This window comes from Rhodococcus sp. IEGM 1305, from assembly GCF_030058635.1.
GTDB classification, from domain to species: Bacteria; Actinomycetota; Actinomycetes; order Mycobacteriales; family Mycobacteriaceae; genus Rhodococcus_F; species Rhodococcus_F opacus_D.
Genome location: NZ_JASHKX010000049.1, coordinates 21,273 through 44,378 on the forward strand (window position 1 = coordinate 21,273; position 23,106 = coordinate 44,378).

General features: G+C 66.7%; 19 protein-coding genes, 1 tRNA gene, 1 other RNA gene and 1 pseudogene. 9 read left to right on the top strand and 13 right to left on the bottom strand.

Going from position 1 to position 23,106, the window contains the following annotated elements; genetic code table 11:
* Window positions 1-20 precede the first annotated feature (20 nt).
* From ssrA to prfB, 8 genes are all read right to left on the bottom strand, one after another.
* Window positions 21-392: a transfer-messenger RNA gene (gene ssrA / locus QM693_RS34245) on the bottom strand.
* 95 nt (window positions 393-487) lie between these two features.
* On the bottom strand, window positions 488-1,354 hold the full coding sequence (locus QM693_RS34250; protein WP_489686853.1) for an EamA family transporter: 867 nt from the start codon (window positions 1,352-1,354) through the stop codon (window positions 488-490).
* The gene (gene smpB, locus QM693_RS34255; protein WP_005240226.1) at window positions 1,351-1,824 is read right to left on the bottom strand and encodes an SsrA-binding protein SmpB; all 474 of its coding nucleotides are present in this window, start codon (window positions 1,822-1,824) and stop codon (window positions 1,351-1,353) included. Before smpB ends, QM693_RS34250 begins: the two co-directional genes overlap by 4 nt.
* A 76-nt stretch (window positions 1,825-1,900) precedes the next feature.
* Entirely contained in the window at window positions 1,901-2,806 is a 906-nt protein-coding gene (ftsX, locus tag QM693_RS34260) for a permease-like cell division protein FtsX (protein WP_009479608.1), read from the bottom strand.
* Between the two features lie 66 nt (window positions 2,807-2,872).
* Window positions 2,873-3,562, bottom strand: a complete 690-nt coding sequence (gene ftsE, locus QM693_RS34265) for a cell division ATP-binding protein FtsE (RefSeq protein WP_005240222.1) — start codon at window positions 3,560-3,562, stop codon at window positions 2,873-2,875.
* A gap of 55 nt (window positions 3,563-3,617) precedes the next feature.
* Window positions 3,618-4,079 (bottom strand): Rv3103c transmembrane domain-containing protein, encoded by a 462-nt coding sequence (locus QM693_RS34270; protein ID WP_105413116.1) that lies wholly within the window; start codon window positions 4,077-4,079, stop codon window positions 3,618-3,620.
* A complete protein-coding gene (locus QM693_RS34275; protein ID WP_005240218.1) occupies window positions 4,076-4,972 on the bottom strand; it encodes a mechanosensitive ion channel family protein in 897 nt (298 codons plus the stop codon). Before QM693_RS34275 ends, QM693_RS34270 begins: the two co-directional genes overlap by 4 nt.
* A 5-nt stretch (window positions 4,973-4,977) precedes the next feature.
* The gene (gene prfB, locus QM693_RS34280) at window positions 4,978-6,084 is read right to left on the bottom strand and encodes a peptide chain release factor 2 (protein ID WP_280781675.1); all 1,107 of its coding nucleotides are present in this window, start codon (window positions 6,082-6,084) and stop codon (window positions 4,978-4,980) included.
* 165 nt (window positions 6,085-6,249) lie between these two features.
* On the opposite strand from prfB, the gene QM693_RS34285 reads away from it, so the two are divergent.
* The 3 genes from QM693_RS34285 (at window position 6,250) to QM693_RS34295 (ending at window position 9,263) form a co-directional block, all read left to right on the top strand.
* Entirely contained in the window at window positions 6,250-6,744 is a 495-nt protein-coding gene (locus QM693_RS34285) for a beta-class carbonic anhydrase (RefSeq protein WP_037245277.1), read from the top strand.
* A gap of 49 nt (window positions 6,745-6,793) precedes the next feature.
* Entirely contained in the window at window positions 6,794-7,582 is a 789-nt protein-coding gene (gene hisN / locus QM693_RS34290) for a histidinol-phosphatase (protein ID WP_283335245.1), read from the top strand.
* A 166-nt stretch (window positions 7,583-7,748) separates the two neighbouring features.
* Entirely contained in the window at window positions 7,749-9,263 is a 1,515-nt protein-coding gene (locus tag QM693_RS34295; protein ID WP_283354541.1) for a multicopper oxidase family protein, read from the top strand.
* Here the strand turns inward: QM693_RS34295 and QM693_RS34300 are convergent.
* The gene (locus tag QM693_RS34300) at window positions 9,260-9,895 is read right to left on the bottom strand and encodes a response regulator transcription factor (protein ID WP_283335243.1); all 636 of its coding nucleotides are present in this window, start codon (window positions 9,893-9,895) and stop codon (window positions 9,260-9,262) included. The genes QM693_RS34295 and QM693_RS34300 overlap by 4 nt on opposite strands.
* A complete protein-coding gene (locus QM693_RS34305) occupies window positions 9,892-11,121 on the bottom strand; it encodes a sensor histidine kinase (RefSeq protein WP_280781774.1) in 1,230 nt (409 codons plus the stop codon). Before QM693_RS34305 ends, QM693_RS34300 begins: the two co-directional genes overlap by 4 nt.
* 130 nt (window positions 11,122-11,251) lie before the next feature.
* Between QM693_RS34305 and QM693_RS34310 the strand changes: the two genes are divergently transcribed.
* The 3 genes from QM693_RS34310 (at window position 11,252) to QM693_RS34320 (ending at window position 15,698) form a co-directional block, all read left to right on the top strand.
* Window positions 11,252-12,664 (top strand): acyl-CoA dehydrogenase family protein, encoded by a 1,413-nt coding sequence (locus QM693_RS34310; protein ID WP_037245266.1) that lies wholly within the window; start codon window positions 11,252-11,254, stop codon window positions 12,662-12,664.
* Between the two features lie 29 nt (window positions 12,665-12,693).
* Window positions 12,694-13,899, top strand: a complete 1,206-nt coding sequence (locus tag QM693_RS34315) for an acyl-CoA dehydrogenase family protein (RefSeq protein WP_283335242.1) — start codon at window positions 12,694-12,696, stop codon at window positions 13,897-13,899.
* Window positions 13,900-14,063: 164 nt separating this feature from the next.
* A complete protein-coding gene (locus QM693_RS34320) occupies window positions 14,064-15,698 on the top strand; it encodes an acyl-CoA synthetase (RefSeq protein WP_283335241.1) in 1,635 nt (544 codons plus the stop codon).
* Between the two features lie 562 nt (window positions 15,699-16,260).
* On the opposite strand, the gene QM693_RS34330 is transcribed toward QM693_RS34320, so the two are convergent.
* A tRNA-Met gene (locus QM693_RS34330) sits at window positions 16,261-16,337 on the bottom strand.
* 442 nt (window positions 16,338-16,779) lie between these two features.
* Here QM693_RS34330 and QM693_RS34335 point away from each other — a divergent pair.
* Together QM693_RS34335 and QM693_RS34340 are read left to right on the top strand one after the other, a co-directional pair.
* A pseudogene (locus QM693_RS34335) lies at window positions 16,780-17,109 on the top strand (transglycosylase family protein); the annotation flags it as partial.
* Between the two features lie 480 nt (window positions 17,110-17,589).
* Window positions 17,590-18,144 (top strand): transglycosylase family protein, encoded by a 555-nt coding sequence (locus tag QM693_RS34340; RefSeq protein WP_280781668.1) that lies wholly within the window; start codon window positions 17,590-17,592, stop codon window positions 18,142-18,144.
* Between the two features lie 76 nt (window positions 18,145-18,220).
* Here QM693_RS34340 and QM693_RS34345 read toward each other — a convergent pair whose 3' ends face one another.
* Complete coding sequence (locus tag QM693_RS34345) at window positions 18,221-21,199, bottom strand: UPF0182 family protein (RefSeq protein WP_283335240.1); 2,979 nt, start codon at window positions 21,197-21,199, stop codon at window positions 18,221-18,223.
* Window positions 21,200-21,353: 154 nt separating this feature from the next.
* Between QM693_RS34345 and QM693_RS34350 the strand changes: the two genes are divergently transcribed.
* On the top strand, window positions 21,354-21,965 hold the full coding sequence (locus tag QM693_RS34350) for a PPA1309 family protein (protein ID WP_005240184.1): 612 nt from the start codon (window positions 21,354-21,356) through the stop codon (window positions 21,963-21,965).
* A gap of 4 nt (window positions 21,966-21,969) precedes the next feature.
* Here the strand turns inward: QM693_RS34350 and QM693_RS34355 are convergent, their stop codons facing one another.
* Window positions 21,970-22,992: a YlbL family protein gene (locus QM693_RS34355; RefSeq protein ID WP_280781667.1), complete on the bottom strand. Its 1,023-nt coding sequence runs from the start codon at window positions 22,990-22,992 to the stop codon at window positions 21,970-21,972.
* Between the last annotated feature and the right edge of the window lie 114 nt (window positions 22,993-23,106).

The following is a 23,106-nucleotide window of genomic DNA, read 5'->3' on the forward strand; positions in this document are numbered from 1 at the left end:
GGTGGTGTCCGGCCCGGATCTGGTGGAGCTGCCGGGAATTGAACCCGGGTCCTCCGCAGCAAAGCTAGGGCTTCTCCGTGTGCAGTTTGCTATGTCTCTACTTGGATCTCCCAGTCTCGCAAACAAGCCAGGATGACGATCCCAGTCGCTGTTGGTTGTCCCATTCGACTCCGCGACCGAGTCGAACGGTAAAGCCCTCTAGCTGATGCCAGTACCCGGACCGAGGGCGAACCCGGACTGACAGACACGCAGTCGCTACTTAGGCAGCGAGTGCGTAGTCGCGCTGATTGGAATCGGCGCTTATATGTTTGCAGCGACGCTTACGGTGGTCTCTTGCCTGCACCGACACGCTTCCCCTACCTCAACGTACGCAGTCGAAACCGTTCAGCCCCGTACGTGCCCCACGAGTCTCGCGGGGCCACCTAGTGTAACGCGAACCCGGTCCGGTTTCATCCCGGTTTTCGTCCCGCGTGTCGGTGGCCGTATTTCAGCTGGCCACGGCGATCATTCCGACGGCCGCGAGGGCGAGGAGCATGCCCGCCTGCTGCATTCTGCTCACCCGCTCACCGAGCATCACCATCGCCAGCAGCACGGTGGCGGCGGGGTACAGCGACCCGATCACGCTGACCAGCGACAGCAGCCCACCCTGGAACGCGTACATCATGGCCGCGTTGGCCAGGACGTCGAGGAAACTCACGTACACGGCGAGCTTGAGGGGTTCGCCGTGCGGCAGCACGAAGTGGCCGGCCGACAACGCGACGAGCCACACCACCGCGGTCGCCGCGGCACGGGACACGGCGAGTGCCCACATTCCGCCGTCGTCACCGATCTGGTGCAACGAGACGAAGGAGAGCGCGAACGCGATGCCGGATCCGACAGTCAGCAGCGCGACGGTCCGGGTGAATCGCAGCACCCTGCCCCCGGCCACCTCCCCCGCGGTCTCGTCGGGAGATTCCCGGCTGACGAGGACCACGGCGACGAGGGCCACGGCGATCCCGACGTACGCGACGGGCCCGGGCCGCTCACCGAACGCGAGCCCGATCAGCACCGGAATCCCCGCGACCAGCACGGCCGTCAGCGGCGACACCACCGACATCGGTCCCGACGCCAGCGCGAGGTAGAACCACCAGACCGCCACGCCACCGGCCACTCCCGCCAGGGCTCCCCAGACGAGGGAGGCGGAGGTGAGGGTGCCCCCGGCGAACGGGGCGATCACGAGCACGATCAGCAACGACAGCGGGTACGACACGATGACGACGCGAAGCGCCGCCACCCGGCGGGACGCCACTCCCCCGATGAAATCGCTCACGCCGTAACCGATCGCGGCCACGAGCGCGAGCAGGATCGATGTCAGCGCATGCCCTTGACTCGGCGGCCGAGTTCGCGGGTCACCTCACGCTCGGCGGTCCGCCTGGCCAGATCCTGGCGCTTGTCGTAGTCCTGCTTACCCTTCGCGAGCGCGAGCTCCACCTTGACCTTGCCGTCGGAGAAGTACATCGACAGGGGAACCAGGGTCTGATTTCCCTCCCGCGTCTTGCCGACGAGATGCTCGATCTCCCGCTTGTGCAGCAGCAACTTCCGGGTACGGCGCGGCGCGTGGTTGGTCCACGTGCCCTGCGTGTATTCGGGAATGTGCAGGGAGCGCAGCCAGACCTCGCCGTCGTCGACGGTGGCGAACGCGTCGACCAGGGACGCCTTGCCCTCGCGCAGACTCTTCACCTCGGTACCGACGAGGGCGATCCCGGCCTCGTAGACGTCGAGGATGGTGTAGTTGTGACGCGCCTTGCGATTGGTCGCAATGACCTTGCGGCCCTTTTCCTTCACGTTCCGGGCCTTTCAGTCCGCGATGTCCGAGGTGAACAGTTCGTACCCTCCAGCATAGGAGAAGAGGCAAACCGAATTATTCGCGGACGTACAAGCGCAGGGTCACGTACGCGGTGACCGCCGCCATTCCGACGCCCACGAGCACCAGCACCGGTGAGACGAACAGCACGTCGCTGTTGGAGATCCTGGCCACGATGTTGGCCTCGTACACGTCGGCGAGCACGTCGTCGATGAACATGTTCTTCGCGGTGAACAGGCCGACGATGGCGAGGACGGCACCCACCAGCGCGGCGACCACCGCCTCGAGCAGGAACGGCAACTGCGTGTACCAGCGGGTGGCACCGACCAGCCTCATGATGCCGACCTCGGTGCGCCGGGTGAACGCGGCGATCTGAACCATGTTCGCGATCAGCAGGATTGCCGCGACGGCCTGCACGATCGCGATCGCGAACGCGGCGTTGCGGACACCGTTGAGGACGCTGAAGAGCCGCTCCACCAGCTCGCGCTGGTTGAGGACGCTCTCGACTCCCGGGCGGGTGCCGAACTTCTCGTTGATCACGCCGAACCGCTCGGGGTCGCTGAGCTTGACCTTGAACGAGGCCGGGAAGCTGTCGGGGCTGACGAGTGCGGCGAGCTCGGGCTGATCCTTGAACACCCGCTCCGTCGCGTCCTTCACGGCGTCGTCCCGGTTGAGGTACTCCACCGACACCACTGACGGGGTCTCGTCCAGTTCCGTGCGCAGCGTCTTGCAGATCTCCCCCTCGCAGCCCGGGTCCGACGTGGAGATGTCGTCGGTGAGGAAGATCTGCACCTCGACGCGGTCCAGGAAGATCTGCTGAGTCTTGCCGGCCATCTGCACCACGAGCAACCCGCTGCCGAACAGGCCGAGCGAGATCGCGGTGGTGAGGATCATCGCGATGGTCATGGTGACGTTGCGACGGAGTCCGGTCAGGACCTCACTGAAAATGAAACTGGCACGCATCGGGGAATCAGAGTCCTTCGTAGGAGGCTTGGGGACAGTACTGAGGCTGGAGTGCAGGGAGGGCGGCTAACGCCCCACGCCGTACACACCCCGAGCCTCGTCGCGCACCACTCTGCCGAGGTCCAGCTCCACCACCCGACGGCGCATCGAGTCGACGATGTGGTGGTCGTGGGTGGCCATCACCACCGTCGTTCCGGTGCGGTTGATCCGTTCGAGCAGCAGCATGATGTCCTGGCTCGTCTCCGGGTCGAGGTTTCCGGTGGGCTCGTCGCACAGCAGCACCAGCGGCCGGTTCACGAACGCCCGCGCGATCGCGACGCGCTGCTGCTCACCGCCCGACAGTTCGGTGGGGAGACGGTCCGCCTTCCCGGACAGCCCGACCATCTCGAGCACCTCGGGGACGGTCCGGGAGATCATTGCGCGCGGCTTCCCGATCACCTCGAGCGCAAACGCGACGTTCTCGGACACGGTCTTCTTCTGCAGGAGCCGGAAGTCCTGGAAGACGACGCCCATGCTCTGCCGCAGCTTCGGCACGCGCCGGGCGGAAAGCTTGTTGACGTGGAAGTCCGCGATGTGAATGTCACCCGACGTCGGCGACTCCTCCTTGAGGAGCAGGCGCATGAAAGTCGACTTTCCCGAGCCCGACGGGCCGATGAGGAAGACGAACTCGCCCTTGTCCACCTCGACGCTCACCTTGTCCAGGGCGGGCCTCGTGGAGGTCTTGTACGACTTCGACACATTCTCGACGCTGATCACGAGGAGCCAGTCTAGACGTTATCGAACAGTGACCAAATGAAGCGACGCGCGGACGTCATCGTCCGCTCTGCGGCGTCGCAGACGTCGTCGGGACGGACGACGTGGTCGGCGGTGTGCCCGTCGGCGGAGGCGGGAACGGGTTGGGAATCCCGAACGGCAACGTCGGGGTGGACGTCACCTGGCTGGTCCCGGTGGGCGCCGTCTCCTGCGGGGTCGCCTCGGGTGTCGTCTCGGTGGTCGTGACCGTCTCCGACGTCGACTCGGTCGTCGTCTCGATCTCGGACGTCGGCAGCGTGGTCTCCTGGAGGGGCGCCTGCCGGGTGGGCACGACAGCCGGCGCGACGGGGCCCTGGACCACCTCTTCGGCCGGGTTCAGATACGTGTACAGCGTGTACAGCACGACCCAGAGGATGCACAGCACCAGCGTCGACGTCCGTACCCGTCCGCCGAAGATCTTGGCGGGAAGGAACGACGAGTGCAGAATCCGGTCCAGTCCGCGCCGGGGTTCGTCGGTCATCCCTCGCCCTCCGCTGCCCGGACCGTCTGGAGGTCCGGTTCGACGGTGATCCCCTGCCGTCTCATCGCGGTGGCGATGCGCACGCGCAGCGCGCGACCCACCTGGAACTGCTTACCCGGCAGGGTTCGCGCCACGACGCGAACGCTGACCTCGTCGACCGTCAGACTCTCCACTCCCATCACCGTCGGTTCGTCGAGCAATAGTTTCTTCAGTCCGCGATCCGCGAAGGCCTCGACACCGACCTGGTGCAGCACCTCGTTGACCCGGTTGATGTCCGACGTGGCCGGGACCGGCACGTCGATCACGGCGCGCGCCCAGTCCTTGGACAGGTTGATCGCCTTGACGATCTGGCCGTTGGGAACGGTGATGACCTCACCGTCCGAGTTCCGCATCCGGGTGACCCGGAGCGTGACGTCCTCGATCACGCCCTCGGCGTCTTCCGACGACCCCGTCACCGCGAGTTGCACCGTGTCACCGAAGCCGTACTGGCGTTCGGTGATGATGAAGAAGCCGGCGAGGATGTCCTGCACCACGCGCTGCGCGCCGAAACCGAGTGCCGCACCGAGCACGGTGGCCGGGGCCACCAGGCTGCCGATCGGCAGGCTCAACTGATCCAGCACCTTCATCGTCGCGATGACGTAGATGATGGTGATGATCACCCAGGTGATCACCTGCGCCACCGAGTGCCGGTGTTTGGTCGCCTCGGACCGGACGAGGGCGTCGCCCTGCATGTAGTTGCTGTCGATCCGGTCGGTGACCTTGCTGCCACCCCAATTGACGAATCGCGCCATCAGGATCGCTCCGAGGACGGTGAGCGACACAGCAAGCCCCGTCGACGAGAGCCAGTCGAGCAGGTTCTGGGTGGGAGCGAACATCGCCGCCGTCGCTTCCATAGGTATTAGGACGCCTGATTCTCGCGCATCCGCCACCGGATGCCGGATTCGAGGAAACCGTCGATGTCACCGTCGAGCACCGCCGACGGGTTGTTGACTTCGTACTCGGTGCGCAGATCCTTGACCATCTGGTACGGGTGCAGCACGTAGGACCGCATCTGATTGCCCCAGGAACTGCCGCCGTCGCCCTTGAGCGCGTCCATCTCGGCGCGCTCCTCCTTGCGCTTGACCTCGAGCAGCTTCGCCTGCAGGACGCGCATCGCCGACACCTTGTTCTGCAGCTGCGACTTCTCGTTCTGACAGGTCACGACGATGCCGGTCGGGATGTGTGTCAACCGGACCGCGGAGTCGGTGGTGTTGACGGACTGCCCACCGGGACCCGAGGAGCGGTACACGTCGACGCGGACGTCGTTCTCGTTGACGTCGATGTGGTCGGTGGTCTCGACCACGGGCAGAACCTCGACCTCGGCGAACGACGTCTGCCGGCGACCCTGGTTGTCGAACGGGCTGATCCGGACCAGCCGGTGCGTGCCCATCTCGACGGACAGCGTTCCGTAGCTGTAGGGCGCCTTGACCGCGAACGTCGCGCTCTTGATTCCGGCTTCTTCGGCGTAGGACGTGTCGTAGACCTCGACCCCGTAACCGTGCTTCTCCGCCCAGCGGACGTACATGCGCATCAACATCTCGGCCCAGTCGGCGGCGTCGACGCCACCGGCGCCGGAGCGGATGTTGACCAGCGCGTCACGCTCGTCGTATTCGCCGGAGAGCATCGTCTTGACTTCCATCGCGGCGATGTCCTCGCGCAGGCTGTGCCGCTCGGCGTCCGCGTCCGCGATGGCCTCGGCGCCCTCGTCCTCGGCGAGTTCGTAGAGCACCGGCATGTCGTCGAGCCGCGTCCGCAGTTCCTCGACGCGGCGCAGTTCGGCCTGGGAATGCGAGAGCTGGCTGGTGACCTGCTGGGCGTGCTCCTGGTCGTTCCACAGCTCCGGATCGGCGGCCTGGTGTTCGAGCTCGTCGATGCGGCGGCGCAACTCCTCCACGTCCAGCACCGATTCGACGGTACGGAGGGTGGTGTCGAGCTCGCTGAGGTCTGCGGATACGTCGGGATGCACGGTTCCCAAGGTTACCGGGTGCGCGCCCGGGCCCTCTCACCCCTGCTTCCCAGCCGAAGTCACCCCTTCGGATCACGTCGAATCGAACCCTTGCGCACCCCGGATGCTCCTTGTTGCATGCACGGGTAGGCATATCTTCTTGCCGCCATTCCGGACGGAGTCGAAATGACCGTGACCGACCAGTACCTGAAGAACAACGAGGAGTACGCCGCCGGATTCACCGGGCCACTCCCCCTCCCCCCGAGCAAGCACGTTGCGGTCCTCGCCTGCATGGACGCACGTCTGGACGTCTACCGGATCCTCGGCATCCAGGAGGGGGAATCGCACGTCATCCGCAATGCCGGCGGTGTGGTGACGGACGACGAGATCCGGTCGCTCGCGATCAGCCAGCGACTGCTCGGCACCACCGAGATCATCCTCATCCACCACACGGACTGCGGGATGCTCACGTTCACGGACGACGACTTCAAGAAGTCCATCCAGGACGAGGTCGGTATCAAGCCGGCCTGGTCGGCCGAGGCGTTCTCCGACCTCGACGAGGACGTCCGGCAGTCGCTGCGCCGCATCCAGTCCAGCCCGTTCATCACGGCGACCACGTCCCTCCGCGGGTTCGTCTTCGACGTCGCCACCGGAAAGCTCGCGGAAGTGAAGATCGACTGAGTTCGCGCGGGCGCGGTACGAGTAAGCGGTACGAGTAATCTGGGCGACCGTGACCGACCTCCACGCCGACCTGCAACTCGCCCTCCGAATCGCCGACGAGGCGGACGCGATCACCAGGGCCCGATTCGGGGCGCTCGACCTGTCGGTCGACGACAAACCCGACCTCACGCCGGTCACCGACGCCGACCTGGCCGTGGAACGGGCAGTGCGCGCGACGCTGGACGCCGAGCGACCCGCCGATGCGGTGCTGGGTGAGGAGTTCGGCGGCGACGCGCAGTTCGCGGGACGCCAGTGGGTGGTCGACCCGATCGACGGGACCAAGAACTTCGTCCGCGGCGTCCCGATCTGGGCCACGCTGATCGCGTTGCTCGAGGACGGCGTTCCCACCGTCGGCGTGGTCAGCGCCCCGGCACTCGCGCGCCGGTGGTGGGCCGCGTCGGGCGCGGGCGCCTGGTCGACGTTCGACGGGTCCGAGCCCGCCCGTCTCGCCGTCTCCGCCGTCGACCGACTGGGATCGGCCAGCCTGACGTTCTCGAGCCTGTCGGGATGGAAGGAACTGGGTATCCGCGAACAGTTCCTCTCCCTCACCGACGACGTGTGGCGGGTCCGCGGGTTCGGTGACTTCTTCTCCTACTGCCTGCTCGCCGAGGGCGCCGTCGACATTGCCGCGGAACCCGAGGTGTCGCTGTGGGACCTCGCACCCCTCGACGTTCTGGTGCGCGAGGCCGGCGGCCGCTTCACCAACCTGGCCGGCGCCGACGGCCCGCACGGAGGCAGCGCACTGGCCACCAACACGCTGCTCCACGACGAGGCGCTGTCCCGCCTGCGCTCGAACTGACGCCGGCGATAGCACAGCAAGCAGTTCCTGACAAGACTCCGACGGAGGAGTCCGGCTCCGCCATCCTCGGCCCCGAGGAGGACGGCGCGCCGGTGTCCGTCACGAAGAATTTCTCCTGAGCCAAATTCCCGCCGCGATCCTTGCGGCGACAGGACCCAGGAGAATCGTGACTGCCCTCGCCCGACGTACCTTTCTGATGGGACTGGCGTACGCGCCGTTCGTCCTGTCTGCTGCCTGCGCCTCCGGAGGATCGGACTCCGCTGCCCCCGTCGACGGGAGATTCGCCCGGCGACTCCCGATTCCGCCGTTGGCCGCGTCCACGGTGGACGATGCGGGCGTCCGGCACTTCACGCTCACCGCACGAGCGGGCACGTCCGAGATCCTGCCCGGTCGCGGGACCCCCACCTGGGGTTACGGCGAATCGATGCTCGGCCCGACCCTCCGCGCCCGACGGGGTGAAGCGGTCGCCTTCGCGATCGACAACGAACTACCCGAGTCGACGTCGGTGCACTGGCACGGCATGCACGTCCCGGCCAGGTGTGACGGCGGACCGCACCAGTCGATCGAACCCGGCGCACGGTGGGAGCCGTCGTGGACGGTGAACCAGCCGGCCGCCACTCTCTGGTACCACCCCCACCCGCACGGCTCCACCGAGAAGCACGTCTACCGCGGCCTCGCCGGACTCTTCCTCATCGACGACGACGCGACCGACGCCCTCGATCTACCGAAAACGTATGGTCTGGACGATATTCCGCTGATCATTCAGGACAGGCGGTTCACCGCGGACGGTGCGCTGGACGAATCGGACCCGACGGACGTCGGCCTGCTCGGCGACACGATCGTCACCAACGGAATCGCCGGTGCGCACCTTCCCGTCGCTACCGGGCTGATTCGATTGCGTGTCCTCAACGGCTCGTCGGGCCGCCTCTACAACCTCGGCTTCTCCGACGACCGCGAGTTCCGCCTGGTCGCGACGGACGGGGGTCTCCTCGGCGAACCGGTGCCCCTTCGCCGGATCCAGGTCAGTCCGGGCGAACGGATCGAACTCGTCGTCGCAGCGGGTGACGGGCGCACCGTGATGCTGCGTTCGCATCCGATAGACGGCCGGGGCGGCGTCGACCGCGGCGACGCCGCCGGGTACGGCCTCGAGGACACGTTCGACATCCTCGAACTGCGGCCGGACCGCCGCCCGCTCCCCTCCCGGCCGATTCCGCCCAGGCTGGTGGCCGTCCCGCGACTCGACCCGGCCACCGCTGCCGCGGAACGGAGTTTCGAACTGCGGTGGTTCATGATCAACGGAGCACGAATGGACATGAACCGCATCGACTTCTCCCCCGCCGTCGGCACCACGGAGGTGTGGACGGTGCGCAACGTCGACAACTGGCCACACAACTTCCATGTTCACGACGTGCAATTCCAGATCGTCGACATCGACGGCTCCCCGCCACCACCGGCGCTGGCCGGCTGGAAGGACACCGTCTACACGCCTCCCGGAACCGAGATCCGGCTGGCGATGCGTTTCATCGACTACACCGACGCGACGTATCCGTACATGTTCCACTGTCACCTTCTGCTCCACGAGGACCGCGGAATGATGGGACAGTTCCTCGTCCTGGAGCCCGGTCAGCGGCCGGATCCGATGACGATGGCGATGCCGTCGAACGACCACCACGGTGGCTAGTACCGGGTGTGGGCGAACACGGCCAGCCGAACCCGGTTGTCGCAGCCCGTCTTCTCCATCAGGTTCGCCACGTGCGTCTTCACCGTCGTGACACCGATGTAGAGGCGGGCCGCGATCTCCTGATTGCCCAGCCCTTCTCCGACCAGGGTCAGCACTTCCCGTTCCCGCCCGGTCAGTGCGATCGACGTCGAGGACTGCCCGTCCGGAGGTGCGATGTCCAGCGCCCGGTCGACGAGGCGGCGGAGCAGCGCGGGTGTGAAGATCGTGTCGCCCGCTGCCGTCCGGCGAATCGCGTTCAGGAGTTCGCCGGGATCGGTGTCCTTGACGAGGAATCCGGCTGCCCCCGCGGCCAGTGCCGGATAGAAGTGGTCGTCGTCGTCGAACGTGGTGAGGACCAGAACCTTCACTGCGGGATGTGAGCTCGCGATCTGCCGGGTCGCCGCGATCCCGTCGAGTCCCGGCATGCGCAGGTCCATCAGGATCACATCGGGTGAGCGCTCCGCCACGAGTCGCACCGCCTCCAGCCCGTTCGACGCCTCACCGACCACGTCGATGTCGTCCGTCGCGTCACACAACATCCGCAGTCCCGCGCGGACGAGCCGCTGGTCGTCGACTATCAGTACCCGTATCACTGGCCCACAACCTCATTCGTGCCGGTGTCGTCGCCGACACGACCGGGTAGCCAGGCGTCGACCACCCACCCGTTCACGGTATCCGTCACTCCGAGGGTGCCGCCCGCGAGTTCCACCCGTTCACCCATACCGATGATGCCGTGACCCTCCGAGCGATCCGCGGGGGTGGTGCGGTGCCCGGTGCTGGTCACCCGCAGGGCAGTTCCGCCGGCGTTCGGTTCGAGTGTCACGGACACGGCGCCACCGGGAGCGGAGTGCCTCATCGCATTCGTCAGCGATTCCTGCACCACCCGCAGGAGAGTCAGCCGGCCGATCGCGTCGAGCCGGGCTATGCCCGGGTCGATCCGCGCCGACACCGGGAAGCCCGCAGCCCTCGTGCGGTCGACCGCAGCGGCGATCTCGATCGACAACGCTTCGGGTTCCACGAGCGCCACGTCGCCCATCGCGGGATCGCGCAAAGCGACGAGCAGCCGCCGGATGTCGGCGAGGGCATCGGATGCGGTGCGGTGCACGTCCTCGAGCACCGAACTCGTGCGGCCGTCCACGTCCGTCAGCACGTGCTGCGCCACCCCGATTCGGAGCACGATCGACGCCATGTGGTGTGCAACGAGATCGTGCAGTTCCCGTGCCAGGGCATTGCGCTCGGCGACCACGGCGCGGGACCGGTCCTCCAGCCGGCGTGATTCGGCTTCGGCGGCGCGCAGGCGGTACGTCGCGGCGAGATCGCGCTGCGCGCGCAGATAGAGACCGAGCAGCAACGGCAGTCCGACGTACGCCACGAGGGACACGACGCTGGCCACCTGCCAGAACGTGCGGTAGGAGTCCGCCCAGAGACCCGCCACCACCGCCGCCGTCCAGCACAGCGTGGCGGCGAGGATCGCCGGCGTTCGCCGGGCGCGCATCGCGACGTCGACCAATGCGACGGCGCCGAGGTAGGGAACCAGTTCGGAGAGCCCCCAGGCGTGCGCCGCGAACATCGGAACCGCGAGCACGGACATGACGATCGAGACCGGCAGCGGCCACCGCCCCCCGGCGGCGAACACGACGGCGGCCGTCATCGCGAGCAGCCAGTAACTCGGGGGTACGCGGTACTCGCCGGGGAACGTGCTCGCCAGCAGCAGCAACGGCACGAGCAGCAGGGGCGCGAGACGTATGAGGGGACGGAGCCGACGAATCGCGGGGATCTCGATCACCGCTTCACCGTAGGTGAAGGGTTTCGCCGCCACCTCCTCCCCGAGCAGGATCCGGACGCTTCCGCGGACGGTCGCAGGCACCCGAACTTACTCGATAGTAGACACCCACCTTACTGCTAAGTAAGATAGATCGTGTCCACGCCCGAACACCGAGAAACAGCTGGTGATCATGAGCAAGCAAGACACTGTTGCCCCCAACGACAGCGCGAAGCGGAAGCCCCGCGACACGTCCGCCGTCGGCCTGAATCCGGTCAAGCGCGACGCCATGGGTGCCGCGATGCGAGTGCTGACCAAGATCACCGGTTCCGATCTGGCCGAGAAGTACAACCTGCGCCAGACGATCGACCGGGTGACCTACGAAGGCACGAAGACCGGCTTCAAGACGCTCGGCGCCGCGACCCGCGGGTTCCAGAAGGTGTCCGGAGGCGGTGCGCCGAAGCGCCTCCCCGACAACCCGACCGCCAAGGCCGGCTATTTCGACCTCACCCCGAGCGACGAGCAGCAGATGATCGTCGAGACCGTGCGTGAGTTCGCGGCCGAGATCCTGCGACCCGCGGGCCACGACGCCGACGCCGCCGCCGCGGCCCCGGCGGATCTCGTCAAGCGCGCCGCCGAACTCGGCATCACCCTCATCAACGTTCCCGAGGAACTCGACGGGGCCGCCAGCGAGCGCGGGGCAGTCACCAACTCCCTCGTCGCCGAGGCTCTCGCCCACGGCGACATGGGACTCGCCCTGCCGATCCTCGCGCCGAGCGGCGTTGCCGTCGCCCTCACCCAGTGGGGCACCGACTCCCAGCAGAAGACCTACCTGCCCTCGTTCACCGGCGAGCAGGTTCCGAACGCCGCCGTGGTCGTCAACGAGCCACGCGCACTGTTCGATCCGTTCGCGTTGCAGACCAAGGCGGTTCGCTCCCCCAGCGGCTACAAGCTCAACGGCGTCAAGAGCCTCGTTCCCGCCGCCGCTTCGTCGGAGCTGTTCATCGTGGCAGCCGAACTCGACGGCAAGCCCTCCTTCTTCATCGTCGAGGCCGACACGAAGGGACTCGTCGTCGAGGCGGACCCGAGCATGGGGCTGCGCGCCGCGGGCCTCGGCCGGCTCAACCTCACCGACGTCGCCGTGCCCGAGTCGGGTCTGCTCGGCGACGCCGACGCCGACGTGCGAAAGGCCGAGTACGCCGACGCCATCCGGCTCGCCCGCCTGGGCTGGGCGTCGCTCGCCGTCGGAACCGGACAGGCCGTTCTCGACTACGTGATCCCCTACGTCAACGAGCGGGTCGCGTTCGGCGAACCGATCAGCAACCGTCAGGCGGTCGCGTTCATGGTCGCGAACATCGGCATCGAACTCGACGGCCTGCGTCTGGTGACGTTGCGCGGCGCCTCGCGCGCCGAGCAGGGGCTCTCCTTCGCCCGCGAATCGGCCCTCGCCCGAAAGCTGGCCTCCGAGAAGGGCATGCAGATCGGCCTCGACGGCGTCCAGCTGCTCGGTGGCCACGGTTACACCAAGGAACATCCCGTGGAGCGCTGGTACCGCGATCTGCGCGCCATCGGCGTCGCCGAGGGCATCGTCCTGATCTGAGCGGCCGGATTCGAACTAAGGAAACTGTCATGATCAACCTCGAACTTCCCAAGAAGCTCAAAGCCTCCGCGAATCAGGCGCACCAGGTCGCCGCGGAAATCTTCCGGCCGATCTCCCGCAAGTACGATCTCGCGGAGCACGCCTACCCCAAGGAACTCGACACCATGGCCGCCATGGTCGAGGGACTCAACGACTCCGGTAAGGGTGCGGCAGGCGCCGCCCTCGGACGGGGAGACGAGCCGAAGGTCATCGGGAACGTCAACGGCGGCAACATGTCGTCGCTGATGAATGTCATCGAAACCTGCTGGGGCGATGTCGGTCTCACACTGGCTATCCCGTACCAGGGCCTCGGCAACTCGGCCATCGCCGCCGTCGCCACCGACGAACAGCTCGAGCGTTTCGGCAAGGTGTGGGCCTCGATGGCCATCACCGAACCCGGCTTCGGTTCCGACTCCGCCGCCGTCACCACCACCGCGGTGCTCGACGGCGACGAGTACGTGCTCAACGGCGAGAAGATCTTCGTCACGGCCGGCGAGCGCTCCACGCACATCGTCGTGTGGGCCACCGTCGACAAGACGAAGGGCCGCGCCGCGATCAAGTCGTTCGTCGTCCCCCGCGACGCCCCCGGCCTGAGCGTCGCCCGCCTCGAGCACAAGCTGGGCATCAAGGCGTCCGACACCGCGGTCCTGCTGCTGCAGGACTGCCGGATCCCCAGGGACAACCTGCTCGGCACGCCGGAGGTCAACGTCGAGAAGGGCTTCGCCGGCGTCATGCAGACGTTCGACAACACCCGTCCGATCGTCGCCGGCATGGCGGTCGGCCTCGGCCGCGCCGCGCTCGAGGAACTGCGCAGCATCCTCTCCGACGCCGGCGTGGAGATCTCCTACGACACCCCCGCGTACAACCAGCACGCGGCGGCCGCCGAGTTCCTGCAGCTCGAGGCCGACTGGGAGGCCGCCTACCTGCTCGCTCTGCGCGCAACGTGGATGGCGGACAACAAGAAGCCGAACTCACTCGAAGCATCCATGTCGAAGGCGAAGGCCGGTCGCACCGGAACCGCCATTTCCCTCAAGGCCGTCGAACTCGCCGGGACCTTGGGCTACTCGGAGCGCCCGCTGCTCGAGAAGTGGGCGCGCGATTCCAAGATCCTCGACATCTTCGAGGGAACGCAGCAGGTCCAGCAGCTGATCGTCGCTCGCCGTCTGCTCGGAAAGTCGTCCGCCGAGCTGAAGTAGCAGCTCGAGGGGGACTTTCATCGAGGGGTGTAGCCCCCGCCGCGCTCCCCTGCGGCGGGGGCTTCTTCGTGCGGGACGTCCGGCTTCGCCGGACCGCGTGGCCGGACCGGCCTCTTCATCTACGCTGAACGGGAAATCCGTCACTGCAGCCGGAGGGGTTCTTGATGCCAGCTCAGCACTTCCTCACCAAGATCACGGACACCGTGGGAGCTGTGCGGGTGATGAACCGCGCAGGCCTCGTTCCCTTTCCCCGCGTCGATCAGGGCGTCCGATCGATCCTGGCCGTGCGGAAGTACGGACCGTTCGCCGGGCCCGTCCACGCGAATGCCGAGGCCGGGCTGGATGCGGTGGCCCTGATCGACGAGCGCGGCCCGCTCACCTACACCGACATCGAGGAGCAGTCCAACGCCCTGGTGCGGGCGTGGCAGGCCGACGGCATCACTCCCGGTTCGGTCATGGGATGCATGTGCCGCAATCATCGGGGCCTGGTCCTGACGATGCTCGCCGCCGCCAAGAACGGCACCAAGCTGGTGCTGATGAACACCGGGTTCGCCCGGCCGCAGCTCGTCGACGTCGCCGCCCGCGAGCAGGTTCAGGCGTTCGTGTACGACGACGAGTTCCACGCGGTCGCCGAGGCCCTCCCCGACGAGGTCATCGCCTATCGCTCCTGGGCGGAGGACGATTCGACGTCCCAGGTCCGCACACTCGACGACGTGATGGAGGGCAGAGACCGCAGTTCGCTGCCCGCGCCGTCCACGCAGGGCGGATTCGTCCTCCTCACCAGCGGCACCACGGGCACACCGAAGGGCGCTCCCCGCGGACACACGTCGCCGCTTGCGTCGGCCCAGTTCCTCGACCGGGTTCCGCTGCGACGCGGGCAGACGATGATGATGGCGGCCCCCGCCTTCCACGGAACGGGAGTCTCCCAGTTCGCGCTCGCGCTGGCGCTCGGCCAGACCGTGGTGATGCATCGCAAGTTCGATCCGGAGAACACGATCCGCCTGGTCGAGAAGCACCGCTGCGACACACTGGTCGTCGTTCCCACCATGCTGCAGCGCATCATCGATCTCGGGCCCGAGACGCTGGCGAAGTACGACACGTCGAGCCTGAAGATCATCTTCGCGGCCGGGTCCGCACTCTCCCCCGACCTATGCAAGCGCACCACCGCCGCCTTCGGCGAGGTGCTCCACAACCTGTACGGCTCGACCGAGGTCGCCGTCGCCACCGTCGCGACTCCGGCCGACCTTGCGCTGGCGCCGGGCACCGCGGGACGGGCACCCGTCACCTGCCACGTGGAACTCTATGACGAGTCGGGTCAACGGATCACCGAACCCGAGACCGTCGGACGGATCTTCGTCGCCAGCGGTCTCAGCTTCTCCGGCTACACCGACGGTCGTGACAAGGAGCGCATCAACGGTCTGCTGTCCACCGGCGACGTCGGCCACTTCGACCGCAACGGCCTCCTCTTCGTGGACGGCCGGGACGACGACATGATCGTCTCCGGCGGCGAGAACGTCTACCCCCTCGAGGTCGAGAACCTGCTCGCCGACCGCGAGGACGTGCTCGAGGCTGCTGTGATCGGTGTCGAGGACTCCGAATTCGGCCATCGCCTCAGGGCTTTCGTGGTACCCGGTCCGGGGTCCGCGAAGGACGCCGACGAGTTGAAGGCCCACGTCAAGTCGAACCTGGCGCGGTACAAGGTGCCCCGCGAGATCGTCTTCATCGAGGAACTCCCCCGCAACGCGACTGGCAAGTTGCTGCGTCGCGTCCTGATCGAGATGGACGTCACGGAGAGCTGATCCCGATCGCGGATCGGGGAACCGGTTCGTGTAGATCTGTTCCGCGGTCAGCGAATCCGGGATCGCGGCACCCCCGACGATCGGTGTCAGTTCGTCGACCGTCCCCTGCACTCGCGGCTGCTCTGCCGAATAGTGTTCTCATGCAGTCACTCCTGGACTGGAAGCACCTCCCTCGATGCCCGCGGCTCGCCGTCACTGCCCGACCGTCGACATCAGTCCCTATCTCGCCGAGAGAGCGCGCGCCCACAACAGCGCCGAATCCGCGGGTGTGGCAGCGGAACTCGACACCGCGTGCCGTGAGGTCGGGTTTGTCCAGATCGTCGCACTCGCAGCCCGTGTCCGAGTCCCTCAGCATGAGCCTCCGGGTGGAGTCCGCGAACATGATGAGCGACTCGGTCCGCAAGGGTACTCGACGGACTGGCCCATTTCACGCGACAGCCGCTGAGCGAAGCCCTCGTGCTGGTGGACGGGCAGTCGCACCGGCGAGGTGGTCCGCCCTCGACGGGGGCGAGCGGAGACAAAAAGAACCGGTGCCCTGGATTCCAGGACACCGGTTCTTCAGTGGTAGCGGGGACAGGATTTGAACCTGCGACCTCTGGGTTATGAGCCCAGCGAGCTACCGAGCTGCTCCACCCCGCGTTGCATGAACAAAGTTACACGAGCGAACGAACGGATTGCAAATCGCCCGGAAAGAGTCCGAGTAGCAACCTTTCGGCACCACTCGAGTCACATCCGTTACCTGAATGTTATGACGCTCGTCACATTTTAGTCGAAATCTGTAACGCTGCCGAAACCTGAAACTTCGGGGACGACCTGGGAAAACACCGTCCGTTCATCCCAGTATTTGGACGCCCGTCACAGAAAATCGACCCGTGACCATTCCGTGATCACCGCGTACGTTCGTTGCCAGCCCGAAACTACCGGGCAACGCCGACCCGCCGCAGCTCGACCTGCCCCCGCGGGATTCGGAATCCCGACACCTCGAGGGGCAGGGACGAGGACAGATCGACCACCGGGTCGGCACACCAGCCGTTACCGCACACCACAACCTCGTCAGCAGGCGCGGAGAGGAAACAACCACATGACCAATTCCAGCATCGTCAAGCGGACCATGGGCGCAATCGCACTCACCGGAGCAGTCATCGGAGTGCCGCTCGGCCTGAGCACCGGCACCGCATCGGCCGCTTCCGGAGACTGGGACGCCGTCGCAGCGTGTGAGAGCAGCGGCAACTGGGGCGCCGACACCGGAAACGGCTTCTCAGGCGGTCTGCAGTTCACCGACAGCACCTGGGCAGCGAACGGTGGCAGCGGCTCGCCGGCCAACGCCTCGCGCGAGGAGCAGATCCGCGTCGCCGAGAACGTCCTGGCGACCCAGGGCCCCGGCGCCTGGCCGGTCTGCGGACAGTACCTCTGATCCGCACCACACACTTGCGAGAGTGCCCCGCGCGCAGCACGACTGCGCGCGGGGCACTCCTGCATCGCACGGCCTCGACATACACCACCAGGACCCATGTTCCTGCCATTTCGACGTGAGCCGCTGCACAAAATCGTGGTGATCCCCGACACATAACAGCGGGGTAACGAATAGACTCCGAAACGATATCGAGGCAGGTTGACCTGCGCAGACAGGGGAAACTCGCCTGCGCCGCCGGACAGCTGTCCACCATTTTCGCCAGGTGAACTGCGGCCGAAGCTCCCGTACGGTCGCTCTCGGCCCGAAACAACCGGGCGAAAGCCGGCCCGCCGCTGCTAGCTCTGCCCCGCGGGTTCGGAATCCCCGAAACCTTCGAGGGGCAGGGACGCGGCACAGAATCGCAGCCCGGCGTGACGACGCAGACGTTGTCACCCGCAGGCCGGCCACGCCAGCAAGCGCGGAGAGGATTGACCCCGCATGACCAATCACAGCATCAGCAAGCGTGCCCTCGGCTGGATCGCCGTCACCGGAGCCGTCGTCGCCGTCCCGCTCGGACTGAGCACCGGCACCGCCTCCGCCGCTTCCCACAACTGGGACGGCGTCGCCCAGTGCGAGAGTGGCGGCAACTGGGGAATCAACACCGGAAACGGCTACTACGGCGGTCTGCAGTTCTCGCAGAGCACCTGGGAGGCCAACGGCGGCACCGGCTCGGCATCGAACGCCAGCAAGGCCGAGCAGGTCCGCGTCGCCGAGAACGTTCTCGCGACCCAGGGCCAGGGTGCATGGCCGGTGTGCGGTCAGTACCTGTCCACCGGTGGCGGCGACGTCGCCGAGGCTCCCGCGCCCGCTCCGGAGCCCACCCCGGCTCCCGCCCCCGCGGCTCCGGCTCAGGTCCAGGCACCCGCCCCGGTCGAGCCCGCCGCACAGCAGACGCTCGACGCCGCGCGTCAGGTCGCCGAGCAGAACGGCTACGGACAGCAGTTCCAGCAGCTGGTGGACTCCAACCCGCAGTTGGTCGACGCACTGCGCTGATCTTCCGATCAGATACGACGAGGCCCTGTCATCCGGTTCGGATGACAGGGCCTCGTTCTCTGCGGTTGAAGCGCCTCTACTTCGGGATCGCCTCGTACGCGGCGACCGCCTTCTGGACGCGAGCAAGGGCTGCGCCGTAGGCCGCGAAGTCACCGCTGCGCTGCGCCGACGTCAAGGCGTCGAGCGACGCGTCCAACTCCGCCACGGCCGCCGAGACATCCGTGCCGGACGGCGGTGTCGCCGGGGCGGTCGGCGCCGGTGCCGCACCCTGATCGACCGGCGGCGTGGTGCCGGACTCCGGAGGCGTCCCCTCTTCCGCACTGGGTGCCGTCGCCACCGAGCCTGTGCCGGCACCGAACACCTGGTCGAGCGCCTGCGCCAACGTCGGGGCGTACCCGACGCGCACACTGTTACTCGGCGGCGGCTCGCGGTAGCTCACCAGCACTCGCGACAGCTGCGGGAACGTCGACGTGTTCGGGCCTGTCGAACTTCGCTCCGTATACATCGGTTCGACGTAGAGGATGCCGCCGTCCGCGATCGGCAAGGTCAGCAGGTTGCCGTACTGAATCTTGTTCGATCTCTCGAGCAGGGTTCTCTCCGACGCCACCCGTGGATCCGAGATCATCGAGTTCTGCGTCTGCTGCGGACCCTGGGTCTGCGTGTCCGTCGGCAACTGGAGCACCGTGAACTTGCCGTAATTCTCCGGATCCGATTTCACCGACAGATATGCAGACAAGAACTCGCGACTGTAACCCACCATCGCACTGGTCAGATTGAACGACGGTTTCCCGGTCTCGGGATCACCGACCAGCACGTAGTACGGCGGCTGGTTCGCGCTCGTGTCGATCGTGGGATCGCTCGGCACCGACCAGAACGCGTTGTTGGTGAAGAACTCCTTCGGATCGTCCACGTGGTACTTGGCGAGCATCTCGCGCTGCACCTTGAACAGGTCCTCGGGATAGCGGAAGTGCGCACGCAGTTCATCCGGAATCGAATCCGCCGGCTGGACCGCATCCGGGAACACACCCATCCACGCATCGAGCACCGGATCGTTCTGATCCACCTGGTAGAGCTTCACGGTGCCGTCGTACGCGTCGACGGTGGCCTTCACCGAGTTGCGGATGTAGGACACCTCCTTACGGGGCAGCAGGCGGCCGGTGTTCTGGTCGATGCTGTCCTCGACGAGTCCGTCGAGCGAACTGCGCTGGGCGTACGGGTAGTCCTGCAACGTGGTGTAGGCGTCCACGATCCAGACGACCTTGCCGTCGACGACGGCCGGGTACGAGTCGCCGTCCGCGGTCAGCCACGGGGCGACGTGCGTGACCCGGTCCCGCGGGTCCCGGTTGTAGATGATCTTGGAATCCGACCCGATGGCACCGGAGAACAGGATGTTGCGCTCGGTGTACTTGGCCGCGAACGCCAGCCGGTTGAACCAGTTGCCGATCGGCACACCACCGGAACCGGTGTACGTGTAGCGCGAGGTGTCGGTGTCGTACTCGCGCGGGTCCGAACCCTCGGATCCGCCGACGATCGCGTAGTCGGCGTCCGTGTCGGCGATGACCTCGCCGTAGTAGATGCGCGGCTGCTCGACCGGAATGACCTGATTACCCGCCTCCTGCGAGGCGATATCGCTGACCATGTAGACGGGGTAACCGCTGTTGCTGTTGGCGGCTTCCTCCGCGGACTCGCCGGCAGCGGCGTTCACCCGATTCGCGGGGGCTGCGACCAGTCCGTTGCCGTGCGTGTAGACGGTGTGCTTGTTGATCCAGTCCGTCTGGTTACCCGTCAGGCTCTTGGACGACAACTCGCGGGCCGCGACGATGTAGTCACGCAACTGCCCGTCGATGTCGTACCGGTCGATGTCGAGCGTCGGCGGGAAGCCGTAGAAGTTCTTCAACTGCTGCTGCTGGGTGAACGTCCGCGACAGGATGTTCGGATCGAGCAGTCGCGTGTTCTCGATGGTCATGACGTCGGCGGGCACGTCCCGCGGCGGCTTCGTGCCGTACCCCTGATAGTCCTGGTACTCGACCTTGTCGTCGGTGATGCCGTACGCCTGCCGCGTGGCGGCAATGTTCCGCTCGATGTACGCGCTCTCCTTGTCGGCGGCGTTGGGACGCACCGAGAACTGCTCGACCACGAGCGGCCACACCGCGCCGACCAGGATCGAGGAGAGCACGAGAAGCGCTGTCGCCATTGCGGGAATCCGCAGATCGCGCAGGAAGATCGCGGCGAAGAACGCGCCCGCGCAGATGACCGCGATGGCCAGCAGGATCAGCTTCGCCTGCAGCACCGCATTCATGTCCGTGTAGCTACCACCGGTGAACGTGGGTTCCTTGCGGCTGCTCGACAGCAGCGAGTAACGGTCGAACCAGTACGCGACGGCCTTGAGGAGAATGAACGTTCCCGCGAGGACCGCCAACTGGACTCGCGCCGCATTGGTCAGTGCCCCGCCCCGGCCCGCCAGCTTCAGCCCGCCGAAGATGTAGTGCGTCACCAGGCTCGCGAAGAACGCCAGCAGAACCGCGACGAACAGCCAGTTGAGGACGAAACGGTAGAACGGCAGATCGAAGGTGTAGAAGCCGACGTCGAGGCCGAACTCGGGATCGGCGACGCCGAACGCGCCGCCGTTGACGAACAGCTGCACCGTCACCCAGCTGGACTGGGCGATCAGCCCGGCGAGCAGTCCCACCGCGATCGGAATGGCCAGGCCGAACAGGCGCAGCCGAGTCATCACCGTGGTGCGGTACCGCGCCACGGGATCGTTGGGACCCGACACCGGGACGAACACCGGCCGCGAACGGTAGGCGAGCAGCAGTGCCAGCCAGACGATTCCGCCGACCACGACACCGACTACGAGGAAGAGGAGCAGGCGGGTGATCAGGACCGTGGTGAAGACACCACGGAATCCGACTTCACCGAACCACAACCAGTCCGTGTAGGTACTGATGAGCCGAGGGCCCACCAGCAACAGGGCCGCGACGACAAGCGCCAGCACCAGCAGCACTCGGCTGCGTTTGGACAACGACGGTAAACCTGCGGGGGGCCGCATGCCCACGTGCCACACTCCAAGAATACGGCGACGCTGTCGCGCCGCGATCAACTGCACCGTTCGTTCGTCCACACCCGAACCGCACGGGCGTGACCGTTTCGTCCCACTCTACGTAACAACCGAGAGATGCGGCCGTCGGTCCTGTTCCGGGGGTGCGAAGATGGGTCTCGTGAGTGAAGAGAATGTGAACAGAGAGACGGACGCCCTCGCCCGCTGTGTGCGCGAGGTGGTCGAATTCGTCGATGCCGGAGGGTGGGATCAGCCGCCCCAGATGTTCGCACTCGTCCCGACCGAACTGCTCGCGGCCGCCGAACCGAGCCTGCTCGACCAACTCGCCGACGGCGCGGAATTGACCCCGGTGGAACAGGATCCGTTCCCCGACGACATCGACGGCGGGTCGCGCGCACTCGACGAGTTCCTCGCCACCACCAGCTGGCCGGAGTCCGTGGTGGGGTGCGCCCTCGTTCAGGAGATCGTCGTTCTACCGCCCGAGGCGGAGTCCGACCTCGACGACGCGCTCGTCCCCCTGCTGTCCGATCGAGACGCCGCCGACGACGCGGCGCGGGCCGCGGCCGAGTCGCATCCCGACCGCCGGTCCGCCCGGTTGATCGCCGCCGTGCTGCGCGACGGACCGTCGTTGTGTCTGATGCAGTTGCGCCCCGACGAGGACGCCGACCCGTACGCCGGCATCGAACTGCTCACCTACGAGGATCTGGCACCGAATCTCATCAGCGCGTTGTACGCCACCCTCGACGCGACCGAGGAGGACTGACCGCTCAGCAGTGCGGCGCGTCGGCTCCGGCATCGATCGCCTCGAGCGCGTCGACGGCTCCGCCGAGGTTCTCGACCTTCACCAGCCGGAGCCCGTCGGGCGCACCCTGGCGTGCCTCGTCGCAGTTCTTCGCCGGCACGAGGAACGTCTCGGCGCCCGCCTCCTCCGCGGCGATCAGCTTGTACTTGATGCCGCCGATGGGACCGACGTCGCCGTCGGAGTCGATCGTGCCGGTGCCGGCGACGAACTTGCCGCCGTTGAGTTCGCCCGGGCTGAGTTTGTCGATCACGGCGAGGGTGAACATGAGCCCCGCCGAGGGGCCGCCCACGTCGGCGAGGTTGAAGTCGATCGTGAACGGGACGTCCGGGATCTCCTCGGGAGTGATCCCCAGGTAGCCCTTGGACTCGTCGTCCGGGCGTGCGCCGAGCACTACCCGCACCGTCGTCTCGGCGCCGTCGCGCCGGATCACGATCGGCACCTCCGTCTTCGGGGGCACATCGGCCACCGCCTCCTGCACACCACCGACAGTGGACACCGGCTTTCCGTCGACACTCACCAGCACGTCGCCCTCGCGCAGCAGTCCCTGGGAGGGGCCGTCCTCACCGACCTTGGCGATCCGCAGGTCCACCGGCTTGCCCAGGAAGTGGAGTGCCGCGAGTTCGGCGCTGTCCTCCGACTGCTGGAAGTCGGCGTCGTTCTCCTGTTTGACCTCGTCCTTCGACTTGTCCGGCGGGTACACCTCTTCGCGGGGGACGATGCCCTGACGCCCACTGGCCCACAATCCGAACGCTTCGAACACGTTGAGCCCGTCGCGCACGGCGACCGTCGTCATGTTGAGGTGGCCGGTGGTGTCGTCGACCTCCGTCCCCTCGATGGCGACGACTTCCTCACCACCCACTTCGCCGAGTGTGTTGAACGTGGGTCCCGGCCCGAGGGCCACGTACGGCACCGTGATCACCGTGCCGAGAATTCCGAGTACCACGATCGGGGCCAGCGCAGCCAGAAGCGTCACGATCCGTCGATTCACCTGGACCAGCGTAGAGCGCGAACCCTCGGACACGGCTGTCGGCCGTCCCGCGTGTTCGCCGTCAGCGTGACGAGGTGGACAGCCACGGAACCACGCGCCTTGTACCGTTGAGTC

Bases quoted from the DNA above. Each gene is read 5' to 3' on its own strand.
- QM693_RS34350 (WP_005240184.1), top strand. From the start codon at position 21,354: ATGGGTCTCGTGAGTGAAGAGAATGTGAACAGAGAGACGGACGCCCTC.
- QM693_RS34275 (WP_005240218.1), bottom strand. From the start codon at position 4,972: ATGGAAGCGACGGCGGCGATGTTCGCTCCCACCCAGAACCTGCTCGAC.
- QM693_RS34285 (WP_037245277.1), top strand. From the start codon at position 6,250: ATGACCGTGACCGACCAGTACCTGAAGAACAACGAGGAGTACGCCGCC.
- QM693_RS34315 (WP_283335242.1), top strand. From the start codon at position 12,694: ATGATCAACCTCGAACTTCCCAAGAAGCTCAAAGCCTCCGCGAATCAG.
- QM693_RS34340 (WP_280781668.1), top strand. From the start codon at position 17,590: ATGACCAATCACAGCATCAGCAAGCGTGCCCTCGGCTGGATCGCCGTC.
- ftsX (WP_009479608.1), bottom strand. From the start codon at position 2,806: ATGCGTGCCAGTTTCATTTTCAGTGAGGTCCTGACCGGACTCCGTCGC.
- QM693_RS34270 (WP_105413116.1), bottom strand. From the start codon at position 4,079: ATGACCGACGAACCCCGGCGCGGACTGGACCGGATTCTGCACTCGTCG.
- QM693_RS34320 (WP_283335241.1), top strand. From the start codon at position 14,064: ATGCCAGCTCAGCACTTCCTCACCAAGATCACGGACACCGTGGGAGCT.